This window comes from Candidatus Nomurabacteria bacterium (genome assembly GCA_023898565.1).
Lineage (GTDB): Bacteria > Patescibacteriota > Minisyncoccia > Phycocordibacterales > UBA918 > OLB19.
Map to the genome: position 1 here is coordinate 391230 of CP060228.1, position 25785 is coordinate 417014.

26 protein-coding genes and 4 tRNA genes are annotated in these 25785 nt (G+C 45.9%); 15 read left to right on the forward strand and 15 right to left on the reverse strand.

All coding sequences use genetic code 11. The features are described 5' to 3' along the window. Positions 1-10: 10 nt before the first annotated feature. The 5 genes from H6780_01930 to H6780_01950 all read right to left on the reverse strand — a co-directional run bounded on the left by H6780_01930 (position 11) and on the right by H6780_01950 (position 5919). Positions 11-1807, reverse strand: a complete 1797-nt coding sequence (locus tag H6780_01930; GenBank protein USN89158.1) for a hypothetical protein — start codon at positions 1805-1807, stop codon at positions 11-13. A 44-nt stretch (positions 1808-1851) separates the two neighbouring features. Further along, the gene (locus tag H6780_01935) at positions 1852-3996 is read right to left on the reverse strand and encodes a polyribonucleotide nucleotidyltransferase (protein USN89159.1); all 2145 of its coding nucleotides are present in this window, start codon (positions 3994-3996) and stop codon (positions 1852-1854) included. 166 nt (positions 3997-4162) lie between these two features. Then, complete coding sequence (locus tag H6780_01940; protein ID USN89160.1) at positions 4163-4783, reverse strand: NYN domain-containing protein; 621 nt, start codon at positions 4781-4783, stop codon at positions 4163-4165. Between the two features lie 256 nt (positions 4784-5039). Then, a complete protein-coding gene (gene rpsO, locus H6780_01945; protein USN89161.1) occupies positions 5040-5306 on the reverse strand; it encodes a 30S ribosomal protein S15 in 267 nt (88 codons plus the stop codon). Between the two features lie 220 nt (positions 5307-5526). Further along, positions 5527-5919: a hypothetical protein gene (locus H6780_01950; protein ID USN89162.1), complete on the reverse strand. Its 393-nt coding sequence runs from the start codon at positions 5917-5919 to the stop codon at positions 5527-5529. A gap of 111 nt (positions 5920-6030) precedes the next feature. Here H6780_01950 and H6780_01955 point away from each other — a divergent pair, with 111 nt between their 5' ends. Then, positions 6031-6945 (forward strand): tyrosine-type recombinase/integrase, encoded by a 915-nt coding sequence (locus tag H6780_01955; GenBank protein ID USN89163.1) that lies wholly within the window; start codon positions 6031-6033, stop codon positions 6943-6945. A gap of 62 nt (positions 6946-7007) precedes the next feature. Here the strand turns inward: H6780_01955 and H6780_01960 are convergent, their stop codons facing one another. The 5 genes from H6780_01960 to H6780_01980 form a co-directional block, all read right to left on the reverse strand. Next, positions 7008-7997: a hypothetical protein gene (locus H6780_01960; protein USN89164.1), complete on the reverse strand. Its 990-nt coding sequence runs from the start codon at positions 7995-7997 to the stop codon at positions 7008-7010. A gap of 94 nt (positions 7998-8091) precedes the next feature. Then, the gene (locus tag H6780_01965) at positions 8092-8988 is read right to left on the reverse strand and encodes a hypothetical protein (protein ID USN89165.1); all 897 of its coding nucleotides are present in this window, start codon (positions 8986-8988) and stop codon (positions 8092-8094) included. Next, positions 8988-9875: a hypothetical protein gene (locus H6780_01970; GenBank protein USN89166.1), complete on the reverse strand. Its 888-nt coding sequence runs from the start codon at positions 9873-9875 to the stop codon at positions 8988-8990. Before H6780_01970 ends, H6780_01965 begins: the two co-directional genes overlap by 1 nt. 107 nt (positions 9876-9982) lie before the next feature. Further along, the gene (locus H6780_01975; protein USN89167.1) at positions 9983-12418 is read right to left on the reverse strand and encodes an ATP-dependent Clp protease ATP-binding subunit; all 2436 of its coding nucleotides are present in this window, start codon (positions 12416-12418) and stop codon (positions 9983-9985) included. Position 12419: 1 nt separating this feature from the next. Continuing rightward, positions 12420-12755 (reverse strand): hypothetical protein, encoded by a 336-nt coding sequence (locus H6780_01980; GenBank protein ID USN89168.1) that lies wholly within the window; start codon positions 12753-12755, stop codon positions 12420-12422. Between the two features lie 164 nt (positions 12756-12919). Between H6780_01980 and H6780_01985 the strand changes: the two genes are divergently transcribed. After that, on the forward strand, positions 12920-13216 hold the full coding sequence (locus H6780_01985; GenBank protein USN89169.1) for a hypothetical protein: 297 nt from the start codon (positions 12920-12922) through the stop codon (positions 13214-13216). A gap of 47 nt (positions 13217-13263) precedes the next feature. Here H6780_01985 and H6780_01990 read toward each other — a convergent pair whose 3' ends face one another. The 3 genes from H6780_01990 to H6780_02000 all read right to left on the reverse strand — a co-directional run bounded on the left by H6780_01990 (position 13264) and on the right by H6780_02000 (position 14545). Continuing rightward, positions 13264-13464, reverse strand: coding sequence for a cold shock domain-containing protein (locus tag H6780_01990; protein USN89170.1), 201 nt, complete (start codon positions 13462-13464; stop codon positions 13264-13266). A gap of 220 nt (positions 13465-13684) precedes the next feature. Continuing rightward, positions 13685-13768: transfer RNA gene (locus tag H6780_01995), tRNA-Leu, on the reverse strand. A 27-nt stretch (positions 13769-13795) separates the two neighbouring features. Next, positions 13796-14545, reverse strand: a complete 750-nt coding sequence (locus H6780_02000) for a hypothetical protein (protein ID USN89171.1) — start codon at positions 14543-14545, stop codon at positions 13796-13798. 225 nt (positions 14546-14770) lie between these two features. Here H6780_02000 and xth point away from each other — a divergent pair, with 225 nt between their 5' ends. Next, complete coding sequence (xth, locus tag H6780_02005; GenBank protein USN89172.1) at positions 14771-15571, forward strand: exodeoxyribonuclease III; 801 nt, start codon at positions 14771-14773, stop codon at positions 15569-15571. A gap of 693 nt (positions 15572-16264) precedes the next feature. Here the strand turns inward: xth and H6780_02010 are convergent. Continuing rightward, positions 16265-17737 (reverse strand): HD domain-containing protein, encoded by a 1473-nt coding sequence (locus H6780_02010; GenBank protein ID USN89173.1) that lies wholly within the window; start codon positions 17735-17737, stop codon positions 16265-16267. A 67-nt stretch (positions 17738-17804) separates the two neighbouring features. Here H6780_02010 and H6780_02015 point away from each other — a divergent pair. Continuing rightward, positions 17805-17876: transfer RNA gene (locus H6780_02015), tRNA-Arg, on the forward strand. Between the two features lie 36 nt (positions 17877-17912). On the opposite strand, the gene H6780_02020 is transcribed toward H6780_02015, so the two are convergent. Beyond that, entirely contained in the window at positions 17913-18197 is a 285-nt protein-coding gene (locus tag H6780_02020; protein ID USN89174.1) for a hypothetical protein, read from the reverse strand. Positions 18198-18274: 77 nt separating this feature from the next. Here H6780_02020 and H6780_02025 point away from each other — a divergent pair, with 77 nt between their 5' ends. The 11 genes from H6780_02025 to H6780_02075 all read left to right on the forward strand — a co-directional run bounded on the left by H6780_02025 (position 18275) and on the right by H6780_02075 (position 25767). After that, positions 18275-18949 (forward strand): helix-turn-helix domain-containing protein, encoded by a 675-nt coding sequence (locus H6780_02025; GenBank protein ID USN89175.1) that lies wholly within the window; start codon positions 18275-18277, stop codon positions 18947-18949. Next, positions 18950-19020, forward strand: a tRNA-Gly gene (locus H6780_02030). 229 nt (positions 19021-19249) lie between these two features. Further along, positions 19250-19660 (forward strand): YraN family protein, encoded by a 411-nt coding sequence (locus H6780_02035; protein USN89176.1) that lies wholly within the window; start codon positions 19250-19252, stop codon positions 19658-19660. Positions 19661-19723: 63 nt separating this feature from the next. Then, positions 19724-19849 (forward strand): DUF1653 domain-containing protein, encoded by a 126-nt coding sequence (locus tag H6780_02040; GenBank protein ID USN89177.1) that lies wholly within the window; start codon positions 19724-19726, stop codon positions 19847-19849. Positions 19850-20245: 396 nt separating this feature from the next. Beyond that, a tRNA-Pro gene (locus H6780_02045) sits at positions 20246-20316 on the forward strand. Positions 20317-20369: 53 nt separating this feature from the next. After that, complete coding sequence (locus H6780_02050) at positions 20370-21293, forward strand: magnesium transporter CorA family protein (GenBank protein USN89178.1); 924 nt, start codon at positions 20370-20372, stop codon at positions 21291-21293. 4 nt (positions 21294-21297) lie between these two features. Then, positions 21298-21912, forward strand: coding sequence for an alpha/beta hydrolase (locus H6780_02055; protein USN89179.1), 615 nt, complete (start codon positions 21298-21300; stop codon positions 21910-21912). A gap of 109 nt (positions 21913-22021) precedes the next feature. Further along, the gene (locus tag H6780_02060) at positions 22022-22630 is read left to right on the forward strand and encodes an RNA polymerase sigma factor (protein ID USN89180.1); all 609 of its coding nucleotides are present in this window, start codon (positions 22022-22024) and stop codon (positions 22628-22630) included. Then, positions 22627-24051, forward strand: coding sequence for a hypothetical protein (locus H6780_02065; GenBank protein ID USN89181.1), 1425 nt, complete (start codon positions 22627-22629; stop codon positions 24049-24051). Before H6780_02060 ends, H6780_02065 begins: the two co-directional genes overlap by 4 nt. Before the next feature lie 290 nt (positions 24052-24341). Continuing rightward, positions 24342-24950, forward strand: coding sequence for a hypothetical protein (locus H6780_02070; protein ID USN89182.1), 609 nt, complete (start codon positions 24342-24344; stop codon positions 24948-24950). A gap of 76 nt (positions 24951-25026) precedes the next feature. Further along, positions 25027-25767: a gamma-glutamyl-gamma-aminobutyrate hydrolase family protein gene (locus H6780_02075; protein ID USN89183.1), complete on the forward strand. Its 741-nt coding sequence runs from the start codon at positions 25027-25029 to the stop codon at positions 25765-25767. Positions 25768-25785 lie beyond the last annotated feature (18 nt).

Here is a 25785-nt window from a genome sequence, read left to right on the forward strand (position 1 = left end):
TCAGTATACCCTACTGCTGACTTTGGGAAGATATTCTTGAAAAGTCATCAGAAGCGCCAACAATCAGAACTGAATTTTCAGACAAGAATCCATACACGAGCTTCTCGTCGCCACCAGCGTTTACCAGTACGCGCACATCAATATCATCAATCTTTTTGTCAACAAAGGAGGCAGTATTGCTATCAATATCTCCGTAGAAGATATTGAAATTGTTATACATATGAGGCTCCCACTGCAGTAAGCCGCCGCGAACCGCGTCTTCATCAACGAAGCTAAGAATCAAGCCAGGCTTTGAATGATTGACTGAGACAAAGTGTGCGGCAGTGAGTGATTGTCGAAGATTTGCTTTGGTGTCGAAGTGTAGTATTTCAAAAAGATATGAAGGACTTACTTCGTCACCAACTCCTGACACTACGGCAAACTCAGTCACCTCCCCAGAGCTAGACGCTATTGCTTTAGATAATAATACTGGAATTTGATTAAGAGTTTGTACGGTAATCGGTAGACCAGTTAGGTGTGCTGATGTGATAATCGGTTCTGATTTCACCGCTACCGCTTCAGTTTCTGTGCTGGTCTGATTTGTGACGTGGGTAAATAGCACTCGAGCGGCAAAGAATATTGCGATTGCGCCAACGATGCCAACGAGTAAAGTGATAGTAAGCGTATTGGTGTCGGTTGAGTTTTTTGCTGAATATCCAATTGGTTGAGTTGGTGGTAAAAATATATCGCCTTCAGGTGCGTCTTCATATGCAGGAATCGTGAGTGGCGCCTCTGCAGCCGAAGGGTTGCCTTCGGTAGGTTCATAGCTAGCCGCCCAGCGAGCTTCTGCCAAGGTATTATCCAAAAGATCCGGTTCGGTGATCTTCGTTTCAATAAGGAAATCCTCTTCCTCAGCTTCTGCAACGTCAGAAGCTTCAGTTGGTGTTGGCTTTGGAATCGCTAATGTTGGATTATTTGGTTCAATGAGTTGTGGCTTGCGTTTGTACTCTAAGACAACATTTTGTGTAGTGTCTGGCGTTTCTTCTGGTGATTCTAAAAGCGCGTACCCAGCCTCAGTAAATGGTGACCAAACAGTCTCTGGTTCTTCTTCCTCGAGTTCTTCTTGTATGCGACGACGACGAATCTGCTCACGCAAGGTTTCTGAGTCGGCTGTAAATATGGTTCCAGTTTTAGAAGTAGCGCGTTGGATAACCCCTTTTCTTCTTTCCGCTTCAGGAATAGTGTATTTCGGTGCCGCTTTCTTTTGTCTTTCAACTTTAAGTTTACTGAACCACTTTTTGAGTGATGCAATCATCGAAGGAAATAGTTGAAAGCGGTCACTTTTCGTATCAGTGATGATAGTTGCGTCGTAGCCAATGTTTGGACGCGGGACATTTTTAACTTTCTCCTTCTTCGAACTCTTCTTGGCAGAAACGCCTTTCGTGTCGTCTACAGTGAGATTTTCTTGAATACGCGAAACACTCTTCTGCAATTCATGAAAAGCAGGAATGGTTGAATTGGCAGTGCTTGCTATTGGTTTTTCAGCTGCCGGTTCAGTAATAACAATTGGAGCCTCTGAAATCTTTTTTAAAGTTTCTTTTCGTTCTGTTTCTTCCTTTTTTATTGCTGGTGTAGATTTAATTTTCTCAGGGTTAGGACGATCAAAACTTGCTGGCATTGCTTTTGGTACCGGCTGAGGTTTGGCTGTTGGTTCTGCTGAAGCTACGGCTGTAGTATCTGGAGTTGCACCACTTTTTTTCCGCACAGCGTCCATGTCTGCCGCAAAAGTGCGCATTTTTATCGGGTGCTTGTGCGAAGTGTCTGACATTTCTTCTAGTATCTCACGAAACTCTCTACTTGTGTGCGAGTTTTTCACTGCTCAACGGACATTTCGGCCTTAATTTGCGGTTTTAACCCCCGTTTCTCTGCAAAATGTTGGTCCGCTTGCTTAATTGAGAGTCCAATTTTTCCGTTTTCAACCTTAGAAATAACGACAGGGACACGTTCGCCTTCTTCTAGCACGCCATCCATTGTTTCTAATCTGAATGGAGCAATTTCAGAAATATGAATGAGTCCTTCATTGTGGGCGTCGAGTTTTGCAAAAGCACCAAATGTGGCGATACGGGTGATGGTGACCACGGCGTGCTCACCCACCTCGTATACTTTTGTAAGTGCGGCGATACGTTCCGCGGCTGCCTCAGCAGCACCATTTTTGCCAGTAATAAATACGACCCCATCTTCTTCAATGGTGATTTCTTCCACTCCTGTATCATCCTTGATTCCGTTAATGGTTTTCCCAGCACTACCGATTACCAGGCCGATTTGTTCAGGTTTGATTTTGAGTACGACAATTTTTGGTGCGCGCGGTGAAATATGTACGCGCGGTGAATCAATTTCCTTGGTGATGGTGTCGATAATTTGTAGTCTCGCTAAGCGCGCTTTTTCGAGTGCTTCTGCCAAAATTTTGACGGGCACACCGTCTACTTTTACGTCCATCTGAATGGCTGTAATACCTTCGACAGTGCCGGCGACTTTGAAATCCATGTCACCGAATTCATCCTCAGGTCCTTGAATGTCTGTGAGCAGTTGGTACTTATCACCGACAATCATAGCTCCCGAAGCAATGCCAGCCACTGGACGACTAATCGGAACTCCGCCATCCATGAGGGCTAAAGTTGAGGCGCACACTGATCCCATTGAACTAGACCCGTTACTTGAAAGTGTTTCTGAAACGAGACGAATAGTGTAGGGAAATACTTCCTGTGGCGGGATAACAGGGGCAAGCGCTTTTTCGGCAAGTGCGCCGTGGCCAATCATGCGACGATTGAATCCTCCGACACGTCCTGTTTCCCCTACTGAAAACGGTGGAAAATTGTAGTGGTGCATGAAACGCTTCTTTTCATCTTGAAGTTCGATTGTATCGATAATTTGTGCAGCTTCAGGCCCACCTAGGGTGAGTGCAGTAAATATATGTGTGCCACCTCGGTAGAAAACGCCTGATCCGTGAAGTACTGGAGAAATACCGCCAGACTTTGCATAGAGTTCTCGTACTTCGTCCATGCCTCGACCGTCAGCTCGCCTACCGTCTTCGACAGCACCTCGGTGGAGTTCATGGTCGATTGCCTCTTCGAAGTAATCGCTGGCAGCAGTTTCGTTGAGTCCTACTTCCTTGGCTGCTGTCGTAAATTCTTTTTTTACCGCGTATATATGCGACTTCCCTGCTTTGCCGGAGAAGAGCGTTTCTGAGAGTTTTTCTTTGAATGAATGTTCAAAGAGAGTGATAAGTTCGACTGGTACTTCAAGCATGGGATCAGTCTGTTTCGGTTTGCCGATGGTCTTTACAATGTCATGCTGCCACGCTTCAATTTTCTGGTGTATTTCTACTGCTGCTTCTAGTACGGACACAATATCTTCCTCGCCCACTTCATGTGAAGCGGTCTCAATCATATTGATTGTATGATCCTTGCCGCAAGCAAGTACTTCAAAATCGAGTAGCCCTTCTTTTCGTTCAGCGTACGTTGGGTTGAAGATAATTTCTCCCGTCTCTTTATTGCGACCAATGCGCACTGCGGCAACCGGGCCACGCCACGGAATATCAGATACTGCGAGCGCTAGCGATGCGCCAATGACACCAAGCACATCGGGGTCGTCTTCGCCCATGGCGAGCACGGTTATAACCACTTGCACATCATTGCGAATTTGCTGATTGAAGAGTGGGCGAATGGTGCGATCAACAATACGAGCCGAGAGCACTGCTTCATCACTCGGTTTTCCTTCGCGCCGCTGAAAGCGGTTGCCTAAAATTTGTCCGGCTGCATAGAACTTCTCTTCAAACTCTACCGAGAGAGGAAAGTAATTCATGCCAACATTTTCATGCTCGCCCATAACAGCGGTAACTAAAATGGCTGTCTCGCCAAAGCGAAGAAGTACTGAGCCGTTGGTGTGAGCGGTGAGGTCGGTAAATTCTGCGGTCAGTGTCTTCCCCGCTAGCTCAAGTGAAAATGATTGTGATTGCATGTGAACGTGGTGAAGCTGCACACGATGAGATATTTGAATGCATCAAACATCCGCTCGTATGTAGCTTCAGTTAATTTTTTAACCTCATCACGATAGCAGACTAGATTAGAATGCGCCACATAGTAAAACTGGCCAACGCCTGCGGCGTTGGCCAGTTTTACTATCTCTAGAGTAGACCGTCAGTGTCTGCTCCAACCACTTTTGTCCCTACTGTTTTTTCGTTGCCATGATTCTTGCTGTTCGTTCCAGCACGACCACGTGTTTGTCTCTTTCGAATTGGTCGATAGCCAATTAGGAATTGTTTTGGATCCTCATCAAGATCAATGAAGTCGTCTACTACCGCGCGTAGTCCGGAAGACGATGAGCGACCAAACGTAATTGCCTCAACCTGACAGCCCTGACTCTTCACGTACTCAACGAGTGGGATGAAGTCACCGTCACCGGTGGCGAGGATAATCGCGTCGACTTTGTGTGCGAGCTTAATTGCATCGACTGCAAGCCCAACATCCCAGTCGGCTTTCTTTGCACCGCCGTAGAAAATTTGTAAATCCTTTGTCTTGATTTCAATACCAACTTTTTCGAGTGCTTCAAAGAACGCACTCTCTTCCCCGCTCTCAGTGTTCACCACGTATGAGATGGCACGAATGAGTTTGCGATCTTGCACAGCTGCTTTTACTACTGCAGCAAAGTTTACTTTTGATTTGTATAAATTTTTTGCACTGTGATACAAATTTTGTGTATCGATGAGCATCGCGACGCGCTGCTCTTTGTGTCTAATGACTCCCATATAAAAATGAAAATTAGTTTGTTAATTTTTCGTATGAAAATATTCCGCACCAGACACTCCTCGAATCGCACGCTCCTTGCGCGCCCCAGCCAAACCCTCCCGCGCATAGTCGCTACTACCTGAGTAGTGTCTGGCGCGGAATTGGGCTGAGAAGTGTCTTTCTTAACTATACTCCAAGGCGAGTCCTCTTGCATCTGTTCTCCTTGTTTTGCTTAAAAACAAAACTCGCTCAAGCTGAGCGAGTTTTAATGTTGGCTTAGCCCTTAAGGCCGAGCTTCTTGATGAGGTCAGTGTATGACTTCTCATCTTTCTTCTGAAGATACTTCAGGTGCTTGCGGCGGTTAGCCACGAGCTGAAGCAGACCACGACGTGAGTGGAAGTCCTTCTTGTGCTTTCGTAGGTGCATAGAAAGTTCTTCAATCTGTCGAGTGATCAGTGCCACCTGAGCTTCTGGAGAACCAGTGTCAGAGTCGTGGCGCTGCACCTTCTTCAATTCATTTTCTTTTACTCGCTTTGATAGCATAGTGTATTTTGTTACGTGACCAATCGTGAGTCTCCACGCATACGTTTTGCAACATCGGTGGCACCATTGGAACGGAATAATAACCTGCGCCCCTTTGGCGTTAGCCAATGGAAGTACTCCTAGGGTGCTACGGTTCTGGCAATCATAGCATATTTTAATGAAAAATCAAGGCGTGTCACGGGCCATGCAAAACAAAGTCGCGCCATAAGGCGCGACTGAACTAAGAACCGAAACGTGCGAAGTGGTGACCGATGAGAGTTGCTCCGTGCAGATGGGAAAGATCTTCCGCTGCGGTTTCGTTGATGAACTGATCACTCGGCCGTCCTTTAGTGAGATGAATCTTCATCGTCGTCTTAGTTCCAACGGTAAAGAAGAGTGCAACGATATGCCAGTTGAGTGTTTTGTCTTCTAGCAAAACAAGCTCAGGCCAATCGCTCAAGTCCCGGTAACCGAGCTGCTCATTGTCGGCAGCAGGAACTTTGTTTCGCAGTCGATCAAAAACGATTTTTGATGCGTGGCCAAGATCGCGTGCCTTCTGTGTTTCAAAGAGTTCTGAAACTAGATGGCGGCTGTGCTTTGGTCCGGTGATTAATACTCCAAGGTACGTATGCATGGCTACCTCCTTTTGCAGTAGTCATCCTGAACTAATTAAATCACGTGCACCGAGTTTGTCTACGTTTCCTGCTGTCGCTAAACAGTCGTTTCACTTGCTATACTGCTATTGATGAACACCCTTGTGGAACTGAAACGTCACTTTTTGGAGTACCTCGAAATCGAGCGGGGAAGAAGTGTGAAGACGGTTGAGAACTATGATCGCTACCTCGATCGCTTTTTTGCGTTTGCTAAGGTGACCAAACCAAGTGACCTGACTGAGGAACAGGTGCGTGAGTTTCGTCTTTTCCTTAATCGCCAGCCGGGTACAAAAGTTGGCGGTCGGCGCGAACCCATGAAACGTCGAACGCAAAACTATTACCTGATTGCCCTGCGAGCATTTCTAAAGTATCTGCGAAAGCGGGATGTTGAATCGCTCAACCCAGAGCGGATTGAACTTGCAAAAGTGCCGGAGCGTTCACTCGATCTTATTTCGAGTGCGGAGCTGAAGCGACTGATGTCGGCGCCGGATGTGAAGACGCTCGAAGGGAAACGCGACAAAGCAATTCTTGAACTCCTTTTCTCTACTGGTCTTCGTATCTCTGAGCTCTGCTCTCTCTCGATTGATGATGTTGATCTTACGCGTGACGAATTTTCAATTCGTGGTAAGGGAGACAAAGTGCGAGTGGTGTTTATTTCAGACTCAGCACGAACGGCGCTCCAGGAGTATCTCAAGAATCGAAAGGACATGGATGATGCGATGTTCGTGCGTTACGGACGAAAGCAAAATGATGGCGGTGATTTGCGTCTCTCGCCGCGCGCAGTGCAGCGACTCTTGAAAAAGTATGCAGCTGCGGCGGGCATCACCCGTAAGGTAACGCCGCACGTTATTCGACACAGTTTCGCAACTGATCTTTTGCAAAATGGTGCGGACATCAGAAGTGTGCAAGCGCTGCTTGGACACGCGAGTATAAATACAACGCAGGTCTACACCCACGTCACTGACAAGCACTTACGAGAAGTGCATAAAAAATTTCACGGGAAGTAAAAAAATAAAACACATCGGCCGCGAGCGAAGCTCGCGGCCGATGTGTTTTATTTTTTTACTTCTTACTTTTGCCAGACTTTCTTTACAAATTTTGTTACTAGTCTGATGACGATAATAAGTACGAGAAGATAGATGGTAATCCGGATAGTCCAGAGGAGGAAGATACCAAAGACGGTGGTAAGTCCGATCAAGGTGTCAGTTGTTTGATTCTGTAAATCTTTCCAGGCTTGCTGCCATTTCACTTTCGTTTCGTTCACCTGAATGGTGCTTAGTCGATAGACCGATACTTGGAATTCCACAACATCCATTCGCTCTTCAAGGTCAGCCGATTGCTGGTAGAGATTATTGAGTTGGGCGGTGAGTGAAATTTTCTGCTGCGTCAGTGTGTTGATGTTTTCAAATTTATAGCGCAGTGCTTCTGAAAGTGACTTGGCGTCTTTGGTCTCCCTAGCAAACTCGGCTAGCTCATCAAATTGCTGTTCGGCAAGTGTGAGTGATCGACTGACACTTTGTAGTTGAGCGGAGATAATTGCCGTCTGACTTTCGAGTCGTTGTTTGTGTCTGGTGACTGAAACGGTGTTGCGGGTGTACTCAACTCCAGAAGTTTTGGTGAGTGCTGCTAGTGTCGCGTCGGTTTTATCAAGTGGTGTGTAGAAGGTGGCGGTACAGCTATTGAGGTTTTCGGTTAGACTCTTGAAGTGAATCTGCGTATCGGTTTTTAGAGTAATAAGTGTGTCACAGAATGTGTCTAAATCGTTGGTGCGCCCGGTCAGGTTGTAGTTGGTTGTTTCGTATGACTCTAGATCACTGGTGTATCCTGGAGTACTTGGAATACCTGGAGCGGGATAGTAGTCCCCATCGGCTACTCGATTGTAGGCTATTCCCATTTCTGCCATGTCAGAATCAATCATCATAGTTGGTGCGTACGAATCACTAAGTCCAGTAGACTTACTTAGTGTGGTGAGCAAAACCATGACAGCAATAAAAATGAGAAAGAGTATTCCCAAGGTGGCGCCGCCAATTTTTATGTATTTATTTTGAAGCAAGGGCATGGTGTAATTGTTAGGTGTATATGCGTATAGTGTAGCACTACATAAATCGGCCGCGAGCGAAGCTCGCGGCCGATTTATGTAAAACCAAATTTGGCTATTCTTTATACATCTCTAAGACTGCTTCTGTTCCGGCTCGGTTTTTCTCCCACTCAGTACTAGTGCGAGATCCAAGTTCTACGGTCACGGCAGGAATGCCGATTGAGGCGAGCCAGCCTTCAGAGTCGCCAGTTACTGGATAGGCATCGAAGGTTGCGACTGCGCCGTACTTTCCTGCGAGTGCATAGGTATTCATCAGTGTCAGTGTTTCTGGCAAGACGCCATTTTCACACTCTGATGCGTAGACGTTGCCGGCCATGCTGTGCCAGAAGACGACGGCTCTTGGTTCAATGGTGAGTACATAATCTCGAAGTGCCCTTGCTTCTGGTTCGGAGAAGGCGCTGTCTCCCGCATCAACCACCTTCCCTCGCCAGGAGCTTTCGGGTGCCCACTTGCAGGCAAAGTTGCGATTAAGGTCTACATCGTTCGCATTGAAGCGACCAGTTCCGCTGGTGTGCATCGCGTTTGAAGTAATGTTGTCTGCAGTGAATCTTCCCTCAAGTCCGGTGGCGGTAAAGAGTCCGTCAGGATTGAGGTTTGGAATGACGTGTACAGTCACGTTTTCTGGAATTATTTCTGGATGACTGCGCAGATAGTCCATCATTTCATACGCAAGTAGAATGCTGTTCCACTCGTACCCTCCGTGGATACCGCCGACAAAGAGCAATGAGACGTCTCCGGTCCCGAAGGTATAAGCCTCGATATCTCGTTGTTCAACTGATTGGCCGATGACTGCTTCGGTAGTGGTTGGTGTGTCTGTTTCCTCGAAAATCACCGGCGGTAATTCAGCAGGCTCATCCGGCTCAGTTGGCGCCGGATGATTGGTGAGGAAGAGGAACACGCTGCCTGCAATCAGTAAGAATCCAACCAGCCAGAGAACACGTTTGAAAGGCATTACTCAGCGTATGCGTTAAGAATCGCTTGCACTCCGGCTAAGTTTTTTTCAAACTCTGAGCCTTCGTGTGTGGTGAGCAGCACGCTAATTGCTGGGATACCTTGCTTTGCCATCCAGTTCACCATATCGCCAGTGATGGCATACGCATCGAATTCTGCTTCAGCTGGGTAGCCTGCAGCACTCGCAAAAGTTGCGGCGAGAGTTACGGATGCCTTGCTTGGGGTACCCTCACAAGCTGATGGATAGACTTTTCCTTCAGCGCCAAACCATACCACGGCAGCAGCGGGGTCGTATGTGTTTACATAGTCACGCAGCGCAGCTGCTTCTGGTTCTGAGAAAGGTGCTGTTCCGCCACTTACTTCGCGGTTTTGCCACACGCCAGTTGCACTCCAGTCGCAATCGAAGTTTCGATTCAAATCAACGTTATTTGCATTGAAGCGGCCGGCTGCACCACTCTTGGTTGCGCCGTCTGAGTTGAGGTTGGGAATAATAGTGAGAGTAAGATTACTTGGAATTTCAGATTCGTGAGTGCCGTAGTACGCCATTAGTTCGCTGGCGAGTTTGGCAGTGCTCGGTGAGTAGCCGCCGTGTACACCACCGACTAAGAGGATTTCCTTTTCGCCTTCTCCAAAGTGGTGAGCGATGATTTCGCTCCCGGACACTGAAGCACCGATAAGTGTGGTGTTACCACGTTCGGCCTGCTCAACTTCTGAAAGAGGTTCGGCCCCGTCGCCAATACCACCATCTGGTTCAACTGGTAACACGTCAACAGGCGCGTCGTCGATGTTTGGATTAGTCGCCTCTTCTTTATTGCTAAGGGTTAGCATTGCCACTGCGCCAATGAGCGCCAATACTAGTACGGTAATTACGATATTTTTTGCTTGCATACATATATATTGTATGTCAGACCAGAGCGGTTGGCCAATCTGGCTATGTATAAGGGTAAAAAGCCGCGGCCCCTTCGGGGCCGCGGCTTTTTACCAAACTACCAGTATTAACCGATGGATAGCTCAGCTTCACTAAAATCAGCTTTTGTGAGCGAGATGGTGCCACCCTTCTGGACCTGTCCCGCAATAATTTTTTGTGCCACTTTTTCTTCCACCAAGTCTTGCAGTACGCGTTGCATTGGTCTGGCACCAAACTCAGGACTGTATCCTTTTTGTACCAACACTTCGAGCAGTTCCTCCCCCACCTGGAGATCGTACCCCCGGTCTTTAATTCGTTCATACAAACCACTGAGCATGAGTGTGGCGACATCAGTTTGTTCTTCAATGGTGAGGGGTTCAAAGATGATGGTGTTGTCGAACCGGTTGATGAGCTCAGGTCGGTAGATACCTTCTTTGACAATATGATCAATAATTTCTTGCGCGAGCGTATTGACCGCTTGACGCTGTTGTACGGTTCGTAAAATCAAACTGCTACCAGCATTTGAGGTGGCGATTACAATGGTATTTCGTGCGTTAACCTTAGTACCTCGTGCGTCGGTAAACATTCCTTCATCGAGAATCTGGAGAAATAAATCGTGGACTGGCCTAGTTGCTTTTTCAAACTCATCAACGAGTAGTACGCAGTATGGGTGTTCTCGAAGCATGTTGGGGAGGACTCCAGGCTCCTCTCCGTTGCCGATAAGTCGTTCTAGTGCGTCAGCACCACTGTATTCAGACATATCCAGTCGCTGTAATTTGTCTTCCCCCCCGAAGAAAACCTTTGCGAGAGCTTTGGCTGTTTCTGTCTTGCCGACTCCAGTTGGCCCTAGGAATAAGAACGAGCCAACGGGCTTATCGGCTGACTGTATACCGGCTCGCGCACGGCGCATGGTACGCGCGATAGCGTTTAGTGCGGCTTGTTGCCCGATAACTTGCTGGTGTAAACGGTCTTCAAGATGAAGGAGGAGGTCTCGCTCAGTATCACCAATGGCGCCAGTGGGTGCGCCTGTTTTTTCGCTCACGACTTGATGCACAAAATCCTCGGTAATAATTTGTACGCCATCTTGCTGGGCTTTCGTGGCTACGTCGATTAAAAGCTCAATTGCTTTGTCCGGCATCGCTCCCTCGACAATAAATCTATCGGCCGCGGTCGTTACTGAGTGCAGTCCAGCATAGGTGAACATCACTTTATACTTATTCTCGTTGTAGAGGGCGACATTTTGTAATACGCGAGTGGTGGCAGTCAGGTCGGGAGTATCAATGAGTACTTCGGCAAACCGTCGTGAGAAGGCACCTAGTCGTTCGAGGTGTAGGTGGTAATTACCAGGTGTCTCGGTGGCGATGAACTGCAAGAGTGGTGACGCTAGATATTCATCAAGTAGTTCTGGAATAAAAACCCCCAGCGCTTCTGCTTCACGAATAAAGTTGCTGATATTTTCAATAACAATGATGGTGTTTCCGGCTACGAGTGCCTCGTCAAACATTTTAATGAGGGTTAGTTCTAAGTCTTGCTTTTCGCTATGAACTGCAAAAATCATCCCAGTGTCGAGCACAACGATCTGTTTGCCAGCAATTGCATCAAGCGACTTTCCTGTAGCCATGCGCTTGGAAACTTCCATTACTAGGTCAATTTTACCGACTCCGGCTTCGCCAATAAGCAAAACGTTTGATGCTTTGGCGCGAGCGAGTGAGTGTTCTATCTCACTTACTTTTTCTTCAGCAAACGGTGTGTTGACTGCCAAGGTAGAAAAAACAGCACTAGTGCGAATGTCTCGGGAAAATTTTTGCAGTAAGTATGCGGTGCCGTATGCCCACTCTCGCCCGATGCCTGTAGTCCGTGAAAGGTTGTCCTTGCTCCACCAACGTTTAACTCGTTTTTCTTGATGATATGCTCCAATCATCCAACGAAGTGCACCATGGAATGTTTCTTCGGTAATGCCTGCGTTCTTGATCATGTCACGAAAGCCAACATCGTGCGCAAGCAGGTGTTTTCCAAGTCCAATCAAACTAAAAATTTCTTTTTCAGGCAACATGACCATATTGGCGCTGATTTTTTGTCGAGAGCCGCGAATAAATTCAGCGACTGTTTCAAGCGAGACACCCGCACGTAACAGAACCAATGAACCGAGATTGCTCATACAAAAAGCTAACGTTACGTCATCTCGATACTTCAGTACGGCTTCAGCCACATCGTAGGTTGCTCCCGCGATAGGTTCTTCATCCAGTCCAATGAGAGAATTTAGTCCTTGAAAATAGTAGCTGTTATGATAACCATACGTCAGCATTTGCTCGAGCCAAACAGCACCAAATAGTAGCGACATACCAAGGAGTTGGTTGTAGTACTCTCCACCTAAAAAATATGAGCTCGCTAGTGCGCCACCGCCACAAAGTGCTGCTCCTGTAAAACTTCCGATGCGTAGAAGTGACAGCGTCGATCGGTCAAATAGTTTGGTGAGTCGAATGGCCGGTGCGTATTGGTTGATGCTATCGTCAAGCGTATTCATATTATTGTGTGATTAAGATACCGAGGCCGAAAGTAAATAGAGCGATAATAGCGAGTGGCGCTACAATCCAAAAGAGGTACAAGACAAAACCACTTACAATGCAAGCAAGTAAGCAAGTAGTTCCGATGATGATGAGTGCTGTGCGCAGTATAAATCCAATTAGGCGAGAAATGATGCCAATAACGATGTATCCAGCCAGGTCTTCTAAGTTCCACCTGTTTCCACGCGGTTCGATAATTCGTTTCCATGGTGAAATCCAGGTACGAACGAGCTGTGGTAGTGAAAAAAAGTGCACGACAAACCATAACAGATTGAGCCAGACGTGAAAAATTTCCAAAAAAGCGCGTGAGTAGTGCCATAACAAATAGTGATGCACTATAGAAAGAAAGAGCATGGTACCTATAGTATAGCAGTAAAAAATTTGGCCGTGCGCCGCAAGGTGTTGAGGGATACACAAATCGGTGTATACTGCGCAGAGAAAGATTGATGGAGGTTCTCGCCATGAGTAATCATTTGTCTGGTACTATCACAGTGCATGATCTAAATGATGTTACTGTGCGTTTTTCTTTTGGTCGCGGCTATATTTATTTGCCTGGAGAACTAACGCTGTCTGATCGTCTCCTTCGGGCGGCCGCCCATTTGATTGCGGATGAAATCGGGTTGACGGTAGTGTGGCAGGATATGTCTGGGTGCAAGCACCATGTATTTCCACACGACAGCATCGACAAGAGTTTTCTGGATGCGTCAGTTGATCCGCGTAATCATCACGGAATAGGTCTGGAACAGCCGCTGTGCTGATATATAAAAACACCCCGTGTAAACGGGGTGTTTTCAAGTGCGGTTATTTACGCAGCCTTTCGTACGTTTGTCGCAGCAGGACCCTTAGGACCTTCTTCAACATCGAATGTAACAGCGTCACCTTCGTTAAGCTCGTCGAAAGTTACGTCTACTACCGCTGAAGCGTGAAAGAAAACATCCTTCTCACCCGCTTCTGGCTTGATGAACCCGTAACCTTCTGTGCGCTTGCGTACAACTGAACCCTTCATATATATGTATGATTTATTTTTCTAACCAAAACTTCACTGCACCTGATCTTCTGCACTTCAAGAGGAGCTTCGTTTCGTAATTGCATTAAAGCACAGCGGTGAAGAAACGCAAGGGGGTGTGTGCCCCCAAAAGACCGGCCGCGAAGCGGCCGGTCTTTTGGGGTCATTCTTTCCCTCGATTATCTCTCACATAGGTCGCAAAGCAAAAAATGAATTAGTGTGCTGGAGAGAGGACTTGAACCTCCACGAGATTACTCCCACTACGACCTGAACGTAGCGCGTCTACCAATTTCGCCACTCCAGCAAGGACGTTTCGTATTTAAGCACAGATTTATAATTTCCGCAGCACCACATTTGGCGTTGCTCCGTATGGATCTGGCCAAAATTCAAGAGATGTCCACCTGGTATTTTTAACTAGCTTTTGTATAACCTCCTCAGTGTCTATGTCTGATTCCATGTAGAGAGTGCCGCCCGGCAGTAAGAAGTCCCATGCTTGTTCAATCAAAATACGGTGAAATTCATGACCATTCTCGTGTGCAAAAAAGGCCAAGTGCGGTTCGTAGTCAATCATTTCTTTGTCTAGTTCAGGCAAGGCTTCGTATGGCACGTATGGAGGAATGGCGAAAATGGCGTTATATTTTCCCGTCAATCCGTCAAGATTGCTGGCAGTAATTAGATTGACACGCTCTGATGAGATGTTGTTTCGCTCCAAACTTAGCGCTTGTTGGCGCTTTAATGCGGGGTCAATGTCACAGATATCTACCGTACAGTTTGACAAGTTGTGCAGCAGAGCGATGCCGGCATTGCCCGAGCCTGCGTACACATCGGCTAGTCTAAGACTCTCTTCCCTATGGCTGAGTTCCTCAATCGCTCGCTTAATCCAAAACGCGCTTTCTGGCCGTGGAATCATTGGTTTTAACGAAAGGTCGATGACAGCTCCTATAAATTCAGTGTGCCCAAGCACATATTCATACGGCTCTCCCGCTTCGAGCCGTGCTTTATCATGCAAAAACGCCTCGGTTTCAAGGCCGTGATACTTCTCTGTCAGTAATTTTACCTGCAACAGTTCCAAGTGAGACATATATAATTCGGTATATTCGCATACTGTGCCTTAATTGCAAACGTTGATGAGTAAGATGAGGTGTGGATGTTCCAAGCAGTTTGATCTTTGGAGTTTCTAATGAAACCGTTTCCCTGGGCACTGACTTATTCGGGGTAAATACTTTCATGTTTCCGGTAAATATCGGCATTGCGTGGATTCTCTCGCGAGTTTCATATTTAAGCATAGATACAGTAGACTAGGCTTATGAAAATCTACTCATGGAACATGAACGGCATTCGTGCTGTGCAGAAAAAAGGTTTATTAGAGCCATTTATTGCTAAACACCAGCCAGACGTGCTCTGTATTCAAGAAACTAAAGCTAGCCAAGATCAAATTGATGTTGATTTAGACGAGTATGAAGAATACTGGTGTTCTGCAGAGCGCAAGGGTTACTCTGGGACTGCTATTTTTACCAAGCATGCTCCAAGCGATGTAATCATTGGGCTACCTAAAGAGATTGCAGATAAATATGAGCTTGTAGATGAGTATGGTGACACGACAAAGGAGGGACGGGTAATTACAGCCGAGTTTGACGCGTTTTACATCAGCACTGTTTATACTCCGAACGCTAAAGACGACCTCTCGCGTATCCCTATGCGTCAGCAGTGGGATCCTGCCTATCTCGAGTACATGGATAGATTACAGCAGAAGAAGCCCGTTATATTCTGCGGCGACTTCAATGTAGCGCACAAGGAGATTGATCTCGCTAGACCAAAGCCGAACATTGGGAAGAAAGGATTCACTAATGAAGAACGAGCTGGTTTTGATGAAATGATTAAGAAAGGTTTCGTTGATACTCTTCGGCACTTACATCCAGACACCCCTAACCTGTACACTTGGTGGAGTCATTTTGGCGCAGCTCGTGAACGTAATGTTGGGTGGCGTATTGACTACGTAATGGTGAGTGAGGCTTTGACATCAATTTTAAAAAGCGCAAGGATTCACCCTGATGTGCTCGGTAGTGACCACTGCCCAGTTTCAATTGAGCTAACAATAGAGCCATAAATTACTGATCTTACGGAATGATTACAACAACACGAAACACAATTTAGTCAAATTATTCTATAAAGGACAAGTTATCCCCACATATACACAACAGTGTCCTTTACCTTGTCTTTTATAGGATGTATATTATTGGCAGGCCCAGAGAGGGCGAGCAGGACCTTCCAGAGAGTTGAGCGGAATTAAGTTTCTGACCAGCTCCCTGGAAGAATCCCCTTAAAGAGATCTTCCAAAACCAACAAATGAGTATTACCTCCAAGAGCCTAAAAGCTCTTTACTCAAAACGTTCATAACATCCCACCCTATTAGAGAGAGTACAGACATTGCAACTCTACAGACGCAAAGTCAAAAAACGTACATCTCTCAGTACAACATAGAGCTTCGGAATTGGTTAGCTTCATAGATAAGCGCCATCTTGGATTACCATAATCCTCCAAAACAAAAGCTCATTTTACACAAGGCCTGAAGGCACCGGCAGCTGATCACCACCACGATTGGCTCCCGATTCCTTCAGGCCTTTTTTATTTGAGAAAAGTAGTCTGTAGGCGACTATGCGGTCAAACTCAATATATCTGAGAACAAGTTTTGTGTTGCTTCTCAATTTTAATATTAATGTATGTCGCATTAGCTGAATACTTACCACCACAACCTAACATCAATAAAACGGCCCAGTTGGGTCGTTTTTCATATTGTCCTTTAGTTAACTCGATGTTCGCGAGCTATGTCCTTTAAGGCCAGGGCCTCTTCCTCAGCTTGTTTTTGCTTACCTGCATCAGCCAGAGCTATTAATTTCTCTTCTGATAACGCAAGAAGTTCCAGGGTTCTCCTTTCGAGGTATTCTGCAGTGTTTTTAGACGAGTCTTCTAGGGCTTCTTCGAGTAAAGCGTGCAAAATATAGCCTAATTTACGTCCTGGCTTCTCTCCCGAGAGCTCCATAATGCGAGTACCATCTATCTTAAGCATTTTGACAGAGATTGGATCACGCAAGGCTTCATCCACCATGGCTTTATATTTGCGAAAGCGAAATGGTTCTTCCTTTGGTCGCCCCATACCAATTCGGTCGCAAACGCGTAGATTAAGGAGCTCTTCAATATGATTCTCCCCCACTCGCGTGATGGTTCGGCGCACTGCAGATAATGAAATTTCCTCTGTATCAGCGAAAAACATGTGCCAACGGACCAAATTAGTGACTTCCTCGACTGTTTCGCGTGGCATTTTAAGTCGGTCAAGGATTTTTTTAGTCATCTTCGCACCTACTACTTCATGACCGAAGAAAGTGTATTGCTTGTTTTTCCCCCCTTCGCGGCGGGTTTGTGGCTTTGCAATATCGTGAAAAAGCCCAGCCAAGCGCATGTTCACCGAATATTCTTTATCAGCTGCCGCTTGCATGGTACGGAGGAGGTGTTCGTACACATCATATTTATGCGCCCCGCCTTGTTCCACCCCCACACAAATGAGAAGCTCGGGGATGAAATGTTGCAATAAACCAAGTTTTTCCATGAAAACAATGCCTTGCATAGGGGTTGGAGAAGCAATGGTGCGCAAAAACTCACTTGAGATACGTTCTATAGATATTTTGGTAAGTTGCTCGTGATTTGCCAAAATGGCTGCCATAGTATTGGTCTCAATGACAAAATCAAGCTCTGCTGCTAAGCGTACGGCACGCATCATACGGAGTGCATCCTCAGAAAAGCGTTCGTTTGCATCACCAACAGCCTTAAGTCGCTTGTTCTGGAGGTCCTCTACTCCGTCAAATAAGTCCACCATAGTATTGGTTGAAATTCGATATGCGAGTGCATTTACGGTAAAGTCGCGGCGCTTAAGGTCTTCCTCAAGTGATACACCAAAGGTGACAGAGTCAGGTCGGCGCGCATCAGTGTAACCGCTTTCAGTGCGATATGGCGTTATTTCTACAACTTTCAGTGTTGTGTCTTCAGATTCTGTTTTTACACCGACAGTGCCGAAGTCATTATTAGCGTAGTGCTCAGGGAAAAGAGCTTGAATCTGCTCGGGGTGTGCGTTGGTGGTGAGATCCCAGTCTTTTGGCGTCTTTCCAAGAAGCAGGTCTCTGGTGCAGCCACCTACGACAAACGCCTCAAAACCATTAGTTTCAAGCGTATGTGCAATTTGTCGGACTTCTAGTGGAATCTTGTCTGCGCTAATATTCATAAAGCTATTCTAGCAGAAAACCATTGATTTTTCGCCATATACCACGTATGATGATGACCACAGAAATGCACCCATGGTGAAATGGATATCACAACTGACTTCGGATCAGTCGTTCTGGGTTCGAGTCCTGGTGGGTGCACTAATAATAAAAACCAGCAATAGATGCTGGTTTTTATTATTCCCGTCTCTCCTGCTTGTTCTTATGTAGCACGAGCAGCAGTACGGCCAAACAGCCAACGAAGTTTATTGATGCGACCGTGAATAGCAGCCAATCCTCAACGGCGGTATAGATATATAGAACTGAAATAACGCTTGTGTAGGTCCAAATTGTCCAGCTTGGAGTTGAAAAATTTTTCGCCGCCCCACTGGTGGTAAGCAGCTTTGTGATTTGCGGAAGATACGCCATTAGTGCGAATAAGCTGTTGCCAGCATAGAGCCACGTAATAATCTCAAGTGTCATACATTAATCCTAGCATGAGTCCTAGTGTTAATTAGTAAAAGGAAACATATGTATGTAGTATATAATATACAGTATTTATGGTTCGAAATGAGGCAATGATGGAGCAGGTGCGAGGCTTGCGCTCTCGGGGCTTTACGCTTGCAGAGATTGCCAAGTATTGTGGTGTTTCAAAGTCAACGGTTTCAAAATGGTTGAAAAATAACGCTCTTTCAGGTGAAGTGACTAAGCAAAATAAGCGTCGGGCGGGCCAAGAAAATGCTAAGCGACTAAAGCTTATTAACAAGGCTCGTGGTTCCGAACGTGCTTTGCGGCTTGCTGAGCAGCTGAGGACCGCTGAGACGGAGTATAAGCACTACAAGCAAAACGCCCTCTTTATGGCCGCTATAGCTATATATATGGCCTCTGGTGACCTCAGTGAGGGTGGAACGATCAGGCTTTCGACTAAACGCAGTGAAGTGCATGCAATTTTCATACGCTTTGCTGAGGAGTACCTAGGTGTCACAAAAACAAAGGTGCGATTCTGGCTACTGTTGCATGAAACACATGATGAAGAACGGTGTATGAAGCATTGGAAAAAGAAAACTCGCCTCACCTACCAGCAGTTCAAGAAAAATCAGGTGCTGAAGAGTGGCGTCTCACAAAAACCATTGCATTATGGCGTAGGAAATACTATAATCGGCAGCACAGTTTTGAAGCAGAAGCTTAGCCACTGGATTAAGCTATCTGTGAAAGATCTGTCAGCTTTAAAGTAAGCGGCCATGGTTAAGTGGTATAATGAGTCCTTGCCAAGGATTAGTCGGGAGTTCGATTCTCCCTGGCCGCACATCGCAAATATTCTCGTGAAAAGCACCTGTAAAACAGGTGCTTTTCACATGGTGGTAACTGTGGATAAAACAGTGGATAGGTGGATAAAGGACAATCCACAGTTCTCAAGTATATCTGTCTTTTATAAAGGACAGTGCTATAATTAAAGCTATATCGGCACGTGGTTGTGATTCCTTAGATACAAAAGACTTTTGACGTGCCACGTGAAACGTTACCTATAGTTACACATGAAACAAGACCAGAAACAGGGTGATAAAAACAAAACGGGAGCAATTGGTGAGCAAATTGCAGCTAATTACCTTAAACGACAAGGTTTTACCGTTATTGAGGTAAATTACCTTAAAAAGTGGGGAGAAATTGATATTGTTGCACGTGGCACAGAAAAAATACACTTTATTGAGGTAAAAACAGTTTCATATGAAACAAAACAGCAGTTGCGCACTGCAATTTCACGTGGAACTTGGCGACCAGAAGAGAATGTTCACTATAATAAGCTCCAAAGACTTAATCGTGCTATTGAATCGTGGCTAATCGAAAATAACTCGACTGCTGACTGGCAGATAGATATTATCGCGGTAAGAATTGTTACACGTGAAAAGGCCGGGACGATAAAGTATATTCCTAACGTTATTTTGTAGATGTGTGTCACATGAAACGCCATGATCATCGTTTCGTGTGTAACGGTGCTATACTGGTTTCATATGGAACAGTCTTTTCTAGGAAAGTATCGCCACTACAAAGGAGGCATGTATGAAGTTAGTGGTATAGCGAAACATTCAGAATCACTAGAATTGAGGGTATTCGACAGCCTAGGTTCGCAAGGCTGAATGAGTATGCGTGAGTGTGTTCCATGTGTAACTAAAGTAGTGTTTCACGTGAAACAAATTCAGTTGTGCTGCTGTCATTATCCGAGTGTGGAGCGGCCCCGTGCTCAAGCCAGTCCGTAGTGACATTAGTGATAACTGCTACAAATTTATGTGCTACTAAGCTGTTTGGGTTAACTGGAGTTGAGGCTCGTGTGCTGTAGAAGTAGTGGGTTGGTGTAGATTAAGACTCGCTTTTTTTAAAGATAGATGGTATATTTTGCGAACTTAAATCACGTAAGGTGGTTTTGGTCGAGTGATTCGCGGCTGGTAGCTGTCTACAGTCGTGAGAGTGTAAGTAAAACTTCCGCTCCTCGTTCGAAGCTTAGATGTAAGTAACCTTCCATTTATCTTCTCACTCGGGGTGTAGCATAATGGTAGTGTACGCGGTTTGGGACCGTGTGGCCCGGGTTCGATTCCCGGCTCCCCGACAACAAACATAAAAGCCTCAGGATTCTGAGGCTTTTATGTTAGGATGCTCCGTATGATTAATTACTATTTTCGAACAGTAAAAGATGCTGAAATTAAAGAAATCGATGGCATTCGAAATGGGGTATGGGTGCACGCTGAAAACCCTACAGACACTGAATTTGCAGAGCTTACGGCTACACTTAAGCTCGATGAGGGGATTATGGAAGACGCCAAGGACTTCTTTGAGGTGCCGCGTCTCGAGCGCTCCGAAGGAAACACGTATTTCTTTACGCGGTATTCATATAATGAGCAGTCAGAAGATATCGATACGGCACCACTCCTTATCGTGATGGGGGAGTCGTTTGTGCTTACGGTCTCACTGCGTCCCGTGTCGCAGCTGGAGTATATTCGACGGAGTCCAAAAAGCATCTATACAACCCAAAAAACAAAGCTTTTTATCAATATTATGGAGGAAATTACCAATGCGTTTGAGCGGCAGTTGATTGGACTACGTCGGGCGGTGCACCGTGATCGAGCCCAGCTCCGGAAGATTGGCAATAAGGAAATTGTGCGGTTTGTGAACTACGAACACCGTATCAATGATATGGTAGCAGCCTTGGTGCCAACGAATGTGGCACTCCTTAAAGTGATGAATGGGCACTATTTTTCAATCTACGAGGACGACAGGGAAGAGGTGGAAGACTTGCGTATCGCCAATGAGCAGGCGGTCGATTCGGCTCGCATTCTCCTTAAAACGATTCAGAATGTGCGGTCTGCGTCGGAGGCAATTCTCACTAATAACCTTAACAACCGTATTAAAACTCTGACGGTTTTAACGATTTTGCTCACAGTACCGACAATTGTTTCTTCGCTCTTTGGTATGAATGTGCCGCTGCCGCTCGAAGATAATCAGTATGCATTTGAGTTTGTAATTGCGGTGGTGCTTGGAGTCGTTGCACTGGCGGTGTGGTATTTTAAGAGGAATGAATGGCTCTAATTCTATGAAACAGCAGGTTTTTTATATCCATGGTGGGGAAGGGTTCCTTAATCATGAGGACTTCTTGGAAAGATTGCGAACACAAGCACTCTGGCATTTACCGACAAGTAACAGCTTTGTGTCTAAAAAGTGGACCGATTCATTAGCAGATGATTTAGGTGCTGATTTTGAGGTGGTTGCACCAGCGATGCCTAATAAACAAAATGCAAAGTTTGAGGAATGGAAAATTTGGTTTGAACGACATTTTGAGTATCTGCATGATGATGCGATTTTAATTGGGTATTCACTTGGTGCCATGTTTTTAGTTAAGTATCTAGCTAATTACGATTTGCCTTTTGTCCCTAAGAAAGTGTTTCTGATGGCAGGCGCGTACGAGTTGCCTGGTTTTGTGGATGATAGTTGTGGCGATTTCTTAATTGCGCCTGAAAAAGTAGCAACTATTCAAGAAAAACTAAAGAATATCGTTATTTTTCACTCAAAAGATGACTTTGTGGTGCCGTTTGCGCATGGCGAGGCCCTAGCGAAGGCACTGCCGGAGGCAAAATTTGTGGTATTTGAGAATAAGAACCACTTTTTGATCGAGGAATTCCCGGAATTGTTGGCGGAAATTAGGGGTTAGGGGAGAAAAGGGCGGATGCGCGAGCGCATCCGCCCTTTTCTCGATACCAGTGAGTTACCCCGTGAAAGAAAGTGCCGTTTCGTTCGTCTACGTATATAATGGTCATTACATGGAAGGGAAGGATTCGACTGACAACCTAAGTGACCACGAAGCGCGTTTTTTGAAAGCTTTCGATGAGTATAACGATGCCTTGTTCCGGCACGCGTACTTACGAGTGAGTAATCGCGAGAAAGCCATTGATTTGGTGCATGATGCGTACACAAAAGTATGGTCATACATCCGCGATGGTTACCAAATTGATTCATTCCGCCCCTTTTTATACAAAGTCCTCAACAATTTAATCATTGACGAGTACCGTAAGCGGAAAGAAGCATCGCTCGATGCGCTGATGGAGCAAGAGGGTGTTGATGAAGGATCGTTTGATGATTTGTCAGAAAACACTGTTGAAATGCTTGCGGCTACCATTGATGGACGAAAAGCCTTCGACTTGCTGGAGGAACTGCCAGATCAATACCGCGAAGTGATTATCTATCGCTTCGTCGACCAGCTCGGTCCGCGCGAAATCAGCGAGCTTATCGAAGAAAGTGAAAATGTCATATCGGTACGGATTCATCGTGGTCTAAAGTTGCTGCGGCAGAAAATTGAAGCAAACGATGAATATGCCGAAGAGCGTCGCAAAGCAAAGCAAAAGAAAAAACAAACAAATTTACACACATGAAGCAATTCAGCCAACAACTACATAAAAAAGCTGAAACGACTGTAAAACTACAGGCGGCTGAGTGTCGTGAGCTTCGGGAGCGCGTCGTTGCGTATATGGAGTATCATCCGCTTCCAGCTAATCTTAAAGCTGAAAAAGCAGTACAGACACCAGCTTCACTCGCTACGGATGCGTATCAGGTGGTGCTGGTACCATTTCGTGCATTGTTTAAGTATGGAGCTGTCGCAGCGGCGGTAGTTTTGGTGCTGGTGCCATTTATGGCTGAGAAGGCTGTGCCTGGCGATGTTCTCTACGCAGTAAAGGTGCAGTTTAACGAAGAAGTACGTAGCACACTAACGTTCGATAGCTTTGAGAAAGTTGAGTGGGAGACGGAGCGACTTAATCGCCGCATTGCGGAAGCTCGCTTGCTTGCAAGCGAGGGGCGTCTGACAGAAGAAGTTGAGGCAGAGGTGGCTGATGCTGTGCGCATTCACACCGAGAATGCTAAAAGAGAAATTGAAACACTTCGTGCCGAGGACGCTGATGAGGCGACTATTGCGTCTATTGCGCTCGATACTACTCTAGAAGTGCAATCAACTTCGCTTAAGGGTGATGATGTCGAGGTTGCTCGAATGATGGCGGTGACTGAAGTGAGTCGACCTGTGAGTTTGATTGCTACCGCGCTTGATGAATCTCGTGGTGAGTCTGAGGTGGTGAATGCTTCAACTACGCCTGCGTATAGTAAACTAATTGCTCGAGTGGAACAAAACACAACAAGGATTTATGAGTTGCGTGATCAGTTGCGTGAAGTTGCGCCAACAGCTGAACTGGGCGAGGTGGATCGTCGCGTGGCTGATATTGAGCGGGCCATTTCAGAGGCTGTTGCTATGGCTGTGGATGACGAAGTCGGTGCTAGAAAGTCTTTGGTAGAGGTATTGCAACGCACACAGCGACTCATTGTCTTTATGACTGAGATTGAAGTATCCGAAACAGTTGATATTGAGACATATGTGCCGGTTGTGTTAACGAGTGAAGAGAAGCAGGAAATTATTGCTAGTTCGACAAAGGCAGTGCGTGACATGATGGAAATAGTCACTGAGCGTTTGGTTACTGTAGATGATCAGGCGCTGCTTGATAAAGCTTTGGCTGGCCAGAAGGCGCTGGCCGCATTATCTGAGAGAATGGCCTCAACATCAGCTGATTTTGAAACATTTGTTGCTTTGTACGAAGAGGCGGTAGTAATGGCTGCTGATATTGAAATGTTGCTTGCACAACAGGAATTGCCAATTGTTATTGATGAGGTCGCAACATCGTCTTCGCTGGTGGCTACTAGTACTGAGTCGATGGCCATTGGTACATCGACTGCTAGTAGTACTGAGGTTTTTTCCGAGACGTCCTCAACAACTGACGATTTTGATGTTTCAGTTGACACTAGTCTATAATCACGTATATTTGCTGTATGCAACGCGCACACGTACAAATCAATCAAGTAAACGAAGGAACATCAGTATGGTTTTTCTTCTTTACTTTTATCGCCTGGGGCGGGTTGGTTATGATGAGTGCGTAAAGAAACTCAAAAACCGGCTCGCCCTAGGCGAGCCGGTTTTTGTTTTAGTTGGTTCGCCGGGAAAATATTTGAAGGCTTTCAAATATTTTCCCGGCTCGTCAGAGTCTGGAAACTGCTTTTTATCTAAAAAGATGAGTGTTGTTCTTTACTATCGGAGGTGAATCAATGGACGCGGCAATTTGTCGTAATGTATATGATGATGTGAGCGCCCGACTGGGCGTGAGTTTTATCACTCCCAAACAGATTGAGGAGGTATTTGGGTGGAAATATTCGGCAGAGCAACACGATACTCTGTTGGCGGCTTTGTCGGATGACGTGGTTGAGACGGCGTTGCAAAGCGACGCTTTGTTGCTACCGCTGCCGCCCACGGTTCGGAGTCTCTATGCACTTTTTTCTCTTGGTCGTGAGGGGATGGTCTATCGCTACCGTAATTATCGGTATGCGAATGAGACATTTACTCGCGAAGGTGCATGGCTGCTGTTCCCAAAACGGCCTAACTCCAATTCTGTTGGTCTGGCGTATGAAGATCAGTGCAAGCTTTTGGTGCCAGGTGAGGTGATTCCCAATGCTGCTGAGATTGCGTACGTGATTGTTGCCTTTCGAGCGGTGCATAAGGAACATTGCTATGTCGGAGTGTATCTCCGTTCAAGCACGCAGTATATGCTTGACTGCAATGTGGCCGTAGGTTGTTCTGAAGGTGAGATTTCGATGCAGGACATGTACAATGGTGCTCGACTCGAAAATGTACAATTTGCAGCCGCTACGTTCATTTAAATGATTTTCAATACACCAAACGCCTTGCGTCTTGGTGTATTTTTTTTATTATGTATAGCTCTCAGATTGGGTCAGTATGAAATCTAAAATTTTAAGTATTCAGTTTAGAACTAATCTGCAAGCACTAGCTATGGAGCGGGCAAGTATAGTGCGTGAACTCGCTGATGTGCCAGTCGATTTTGTGAATGTGTGGTCAAGCGAAATCGATTGGCAGCAGCCGGCCAGTTATATGCCTCAATATAGTGGGGTAATTTTGGGTGGATCTGGCGAGTATGATTTTGATGGTAATCGCAAGGAGGATGATCCAGCGCGTCTTGCTTCGTATGAATTATTAGAAAAACTGCGCCCACTATTTTCGTATCTTTTCGAGCATGATATTCCCACGCTAGGGATTTGCTATGGACATCAATTGCTTGGAGCTTTTGCTGGAGCGACAGTGAGGTGCGATAGTTCTCAGCGCAAGACGTGTACACATGCGCTCAAATTTATTGTTGATAAGCAGGAACATTTTTTATTTGCTGATATTCCAGAGGATTTTACTGCTCACTATGGACACAAAGATTCCTTAGATCGTGTCCCAGACGGAGCTGTATTGCTTGTTACGGGTGGTGAGCAGTGTCAATTTTCTGCTTTGCAATACCAAAAAAATATTTACTCAACCCAATTTCATCCAGAACTTACTATTGCAGATATTATCTTACGAGTTGGGGCTACACCAGGATATTTACCAGAGGGCGCTTTGGTGGAAGAAATATTCAACGAGGCGCCGCATGCTAATAAAATATTGCGAAACTTTGGGAAATTTATTTCACGGTAGCTGCTGAACGAGCATGTT

Coding starts and splice junctions, on each gene's coding strand:
- H6780_02025 (USN89175.1), top strand. CDS start 18,275: ATGGTTCGAAATGAGGCAATGATGGAGCAGGTGCGAGGCTTGCGCTCT.
- H6780_02070 (USN89182.1), top strand. CDS start 24,342: ATGGACGCGGCAATTTGTCGTAATGTATATGATGATGTGAGCGCCCGA.
- H6780_01950 (USN89162.1), bottom strand. CDS start 5,919: ATGCATACGTACCTTGGAGTATTAATCACCGGACCAAAGCACAGCCGC.
- H6780_02000 (USN89171.1), bottom strand. CDS start 14,545: ATGTCTCACTTGGAACTGTTGCAGGTAAAATTACTGACAGAGAAGTAT.
- H6780_02010 (USN89173.1), bottom strand. CDS start 17,737: ATGAATATTAGCGCAGACAAGATTCCACTAGAAGTCCGACAAATTGCA.
- H6780_01940 (USN89160.1), bottom strand. CDS start 4,783: ATGGGAGTCATTAGACACAAAGAGCAGCGCGTCGCGATGCTCATCGAT.
- H6780_01955 (USN89163.1), top strand. CDS start 6,031: ATGAACACCCTTGTGGAACTGAAACGTCACTTTTTGGAGTACCTCGAA.
- H6780_02060 (USN89180.1), top strand. CDS start 22,022: ATGGAAGGGAAGGATTCGACTGACAACCTAAGTGACCACGAAGCGCGT.
- H6780_01930 (USN89158.1), bottom strand. CDS start 1,807: ATGTCAGACACTTCGCACAAGCACCCGATAAAAATGCGCACTTTTGCG.
- H6780_01935 (USN89159.1), bottom strand. CDS start 3,996: ATGCAATCACAATCATTTTCACTTGAGCTAGCGGGGAAGACACTGACC.
- H6780_02020 (USN89174.1), bottom strand. CDS start 18,197: ATGACACTTGAGATTATTACGTGGCTCTATGCTGGCAACAGCTTATTC.
- H6780_02065 (USN89181.1), top strand. CDS start 22,627: ATGAAGCAATTCAGCCAACAACTACATAAAAAAGCTGAAACGACTGTA.
- H6780_01975 (USN89167.1), bottom strand. CDS start 12,418: ATGAATACGCTTGACGATAGCATCAACCAATACGCACCGGCCATTCGA.
- H6780_02050 (USN89178.1), top strand. CDS start 20,370: ATGATTAATTACTATTTTCGAACAGTAAAAGATGCTGAAATTAAAGAA.
- H6780_01965 (USN89165.1), bottom strand. CDS start 8,988: ATGCCTTTCAAACGTGTTCTCTGGCTGGTTGGATTCTTACTGATTGCA.
- rpsO (USN89161.1), bottom strand. CDS start 5,306: ATGCTATCAAAGCGAGTAAAAGAAAATGAATTGAAGAAGGTGCAGCGC.
- H6780_02055 (USN89179.1), top strand. CDS start 21,298: ATGAAACAGCAGGTTTTTTATATCCATGGTGGGGAAGGGTTCCTTAAT.
- H6780_02075 (USN89183.1), top strand. CDS start 25,027: ATGAAATCTAAAATTTTAAGTATTCAGTTTAGAACTAATCTGCAAGCA.
- H6780_01985 (USN89169.1), top strand. CDS start 12,920: ATGAGTAATCATTTGTCTGGTACTATCACAGTGCATGATCTAAATGAT.
- H6780_01990 (USN89170.1), bottom strand. CDS start 13,464: ATGAAGGGTTCAGTTGTACGCAAGCGCACAGAAGGTTACGGGTTCATC.
- H6780_01970 (USN89166.1), bottom strand. CDS start 9,875: ATGCAAGCAAAAAATATCGTAATTACCGTACTAGTATTGGCGCTCATT.
- H6780_02040 (USN89177.1), top strand. CDS start 19,724: ATGGAACAGTCTTTTCTAGGAAAGTATCGCCACTACAAAGGAGGCATG.
- xth (USN89172.1), top strand. CDS start 14,771: ATGAAAATCTACTCATGGAACATGAACGGCATTCGTGCTGTGCAGAAA.
- H6780_01960 (USN89164.1), bottom strand. CDS start 7,997: ATGCCCTTGCTTCAAAATAAATACATAAAAATTGGCGGCGCCACCTTG.
- H6780_02035 (USN89176.1), top strand. CDS start 19,250: ATGAAACAAGACCAGAAACAGGGTGATAAAAACAAAACGGGAGCAATT.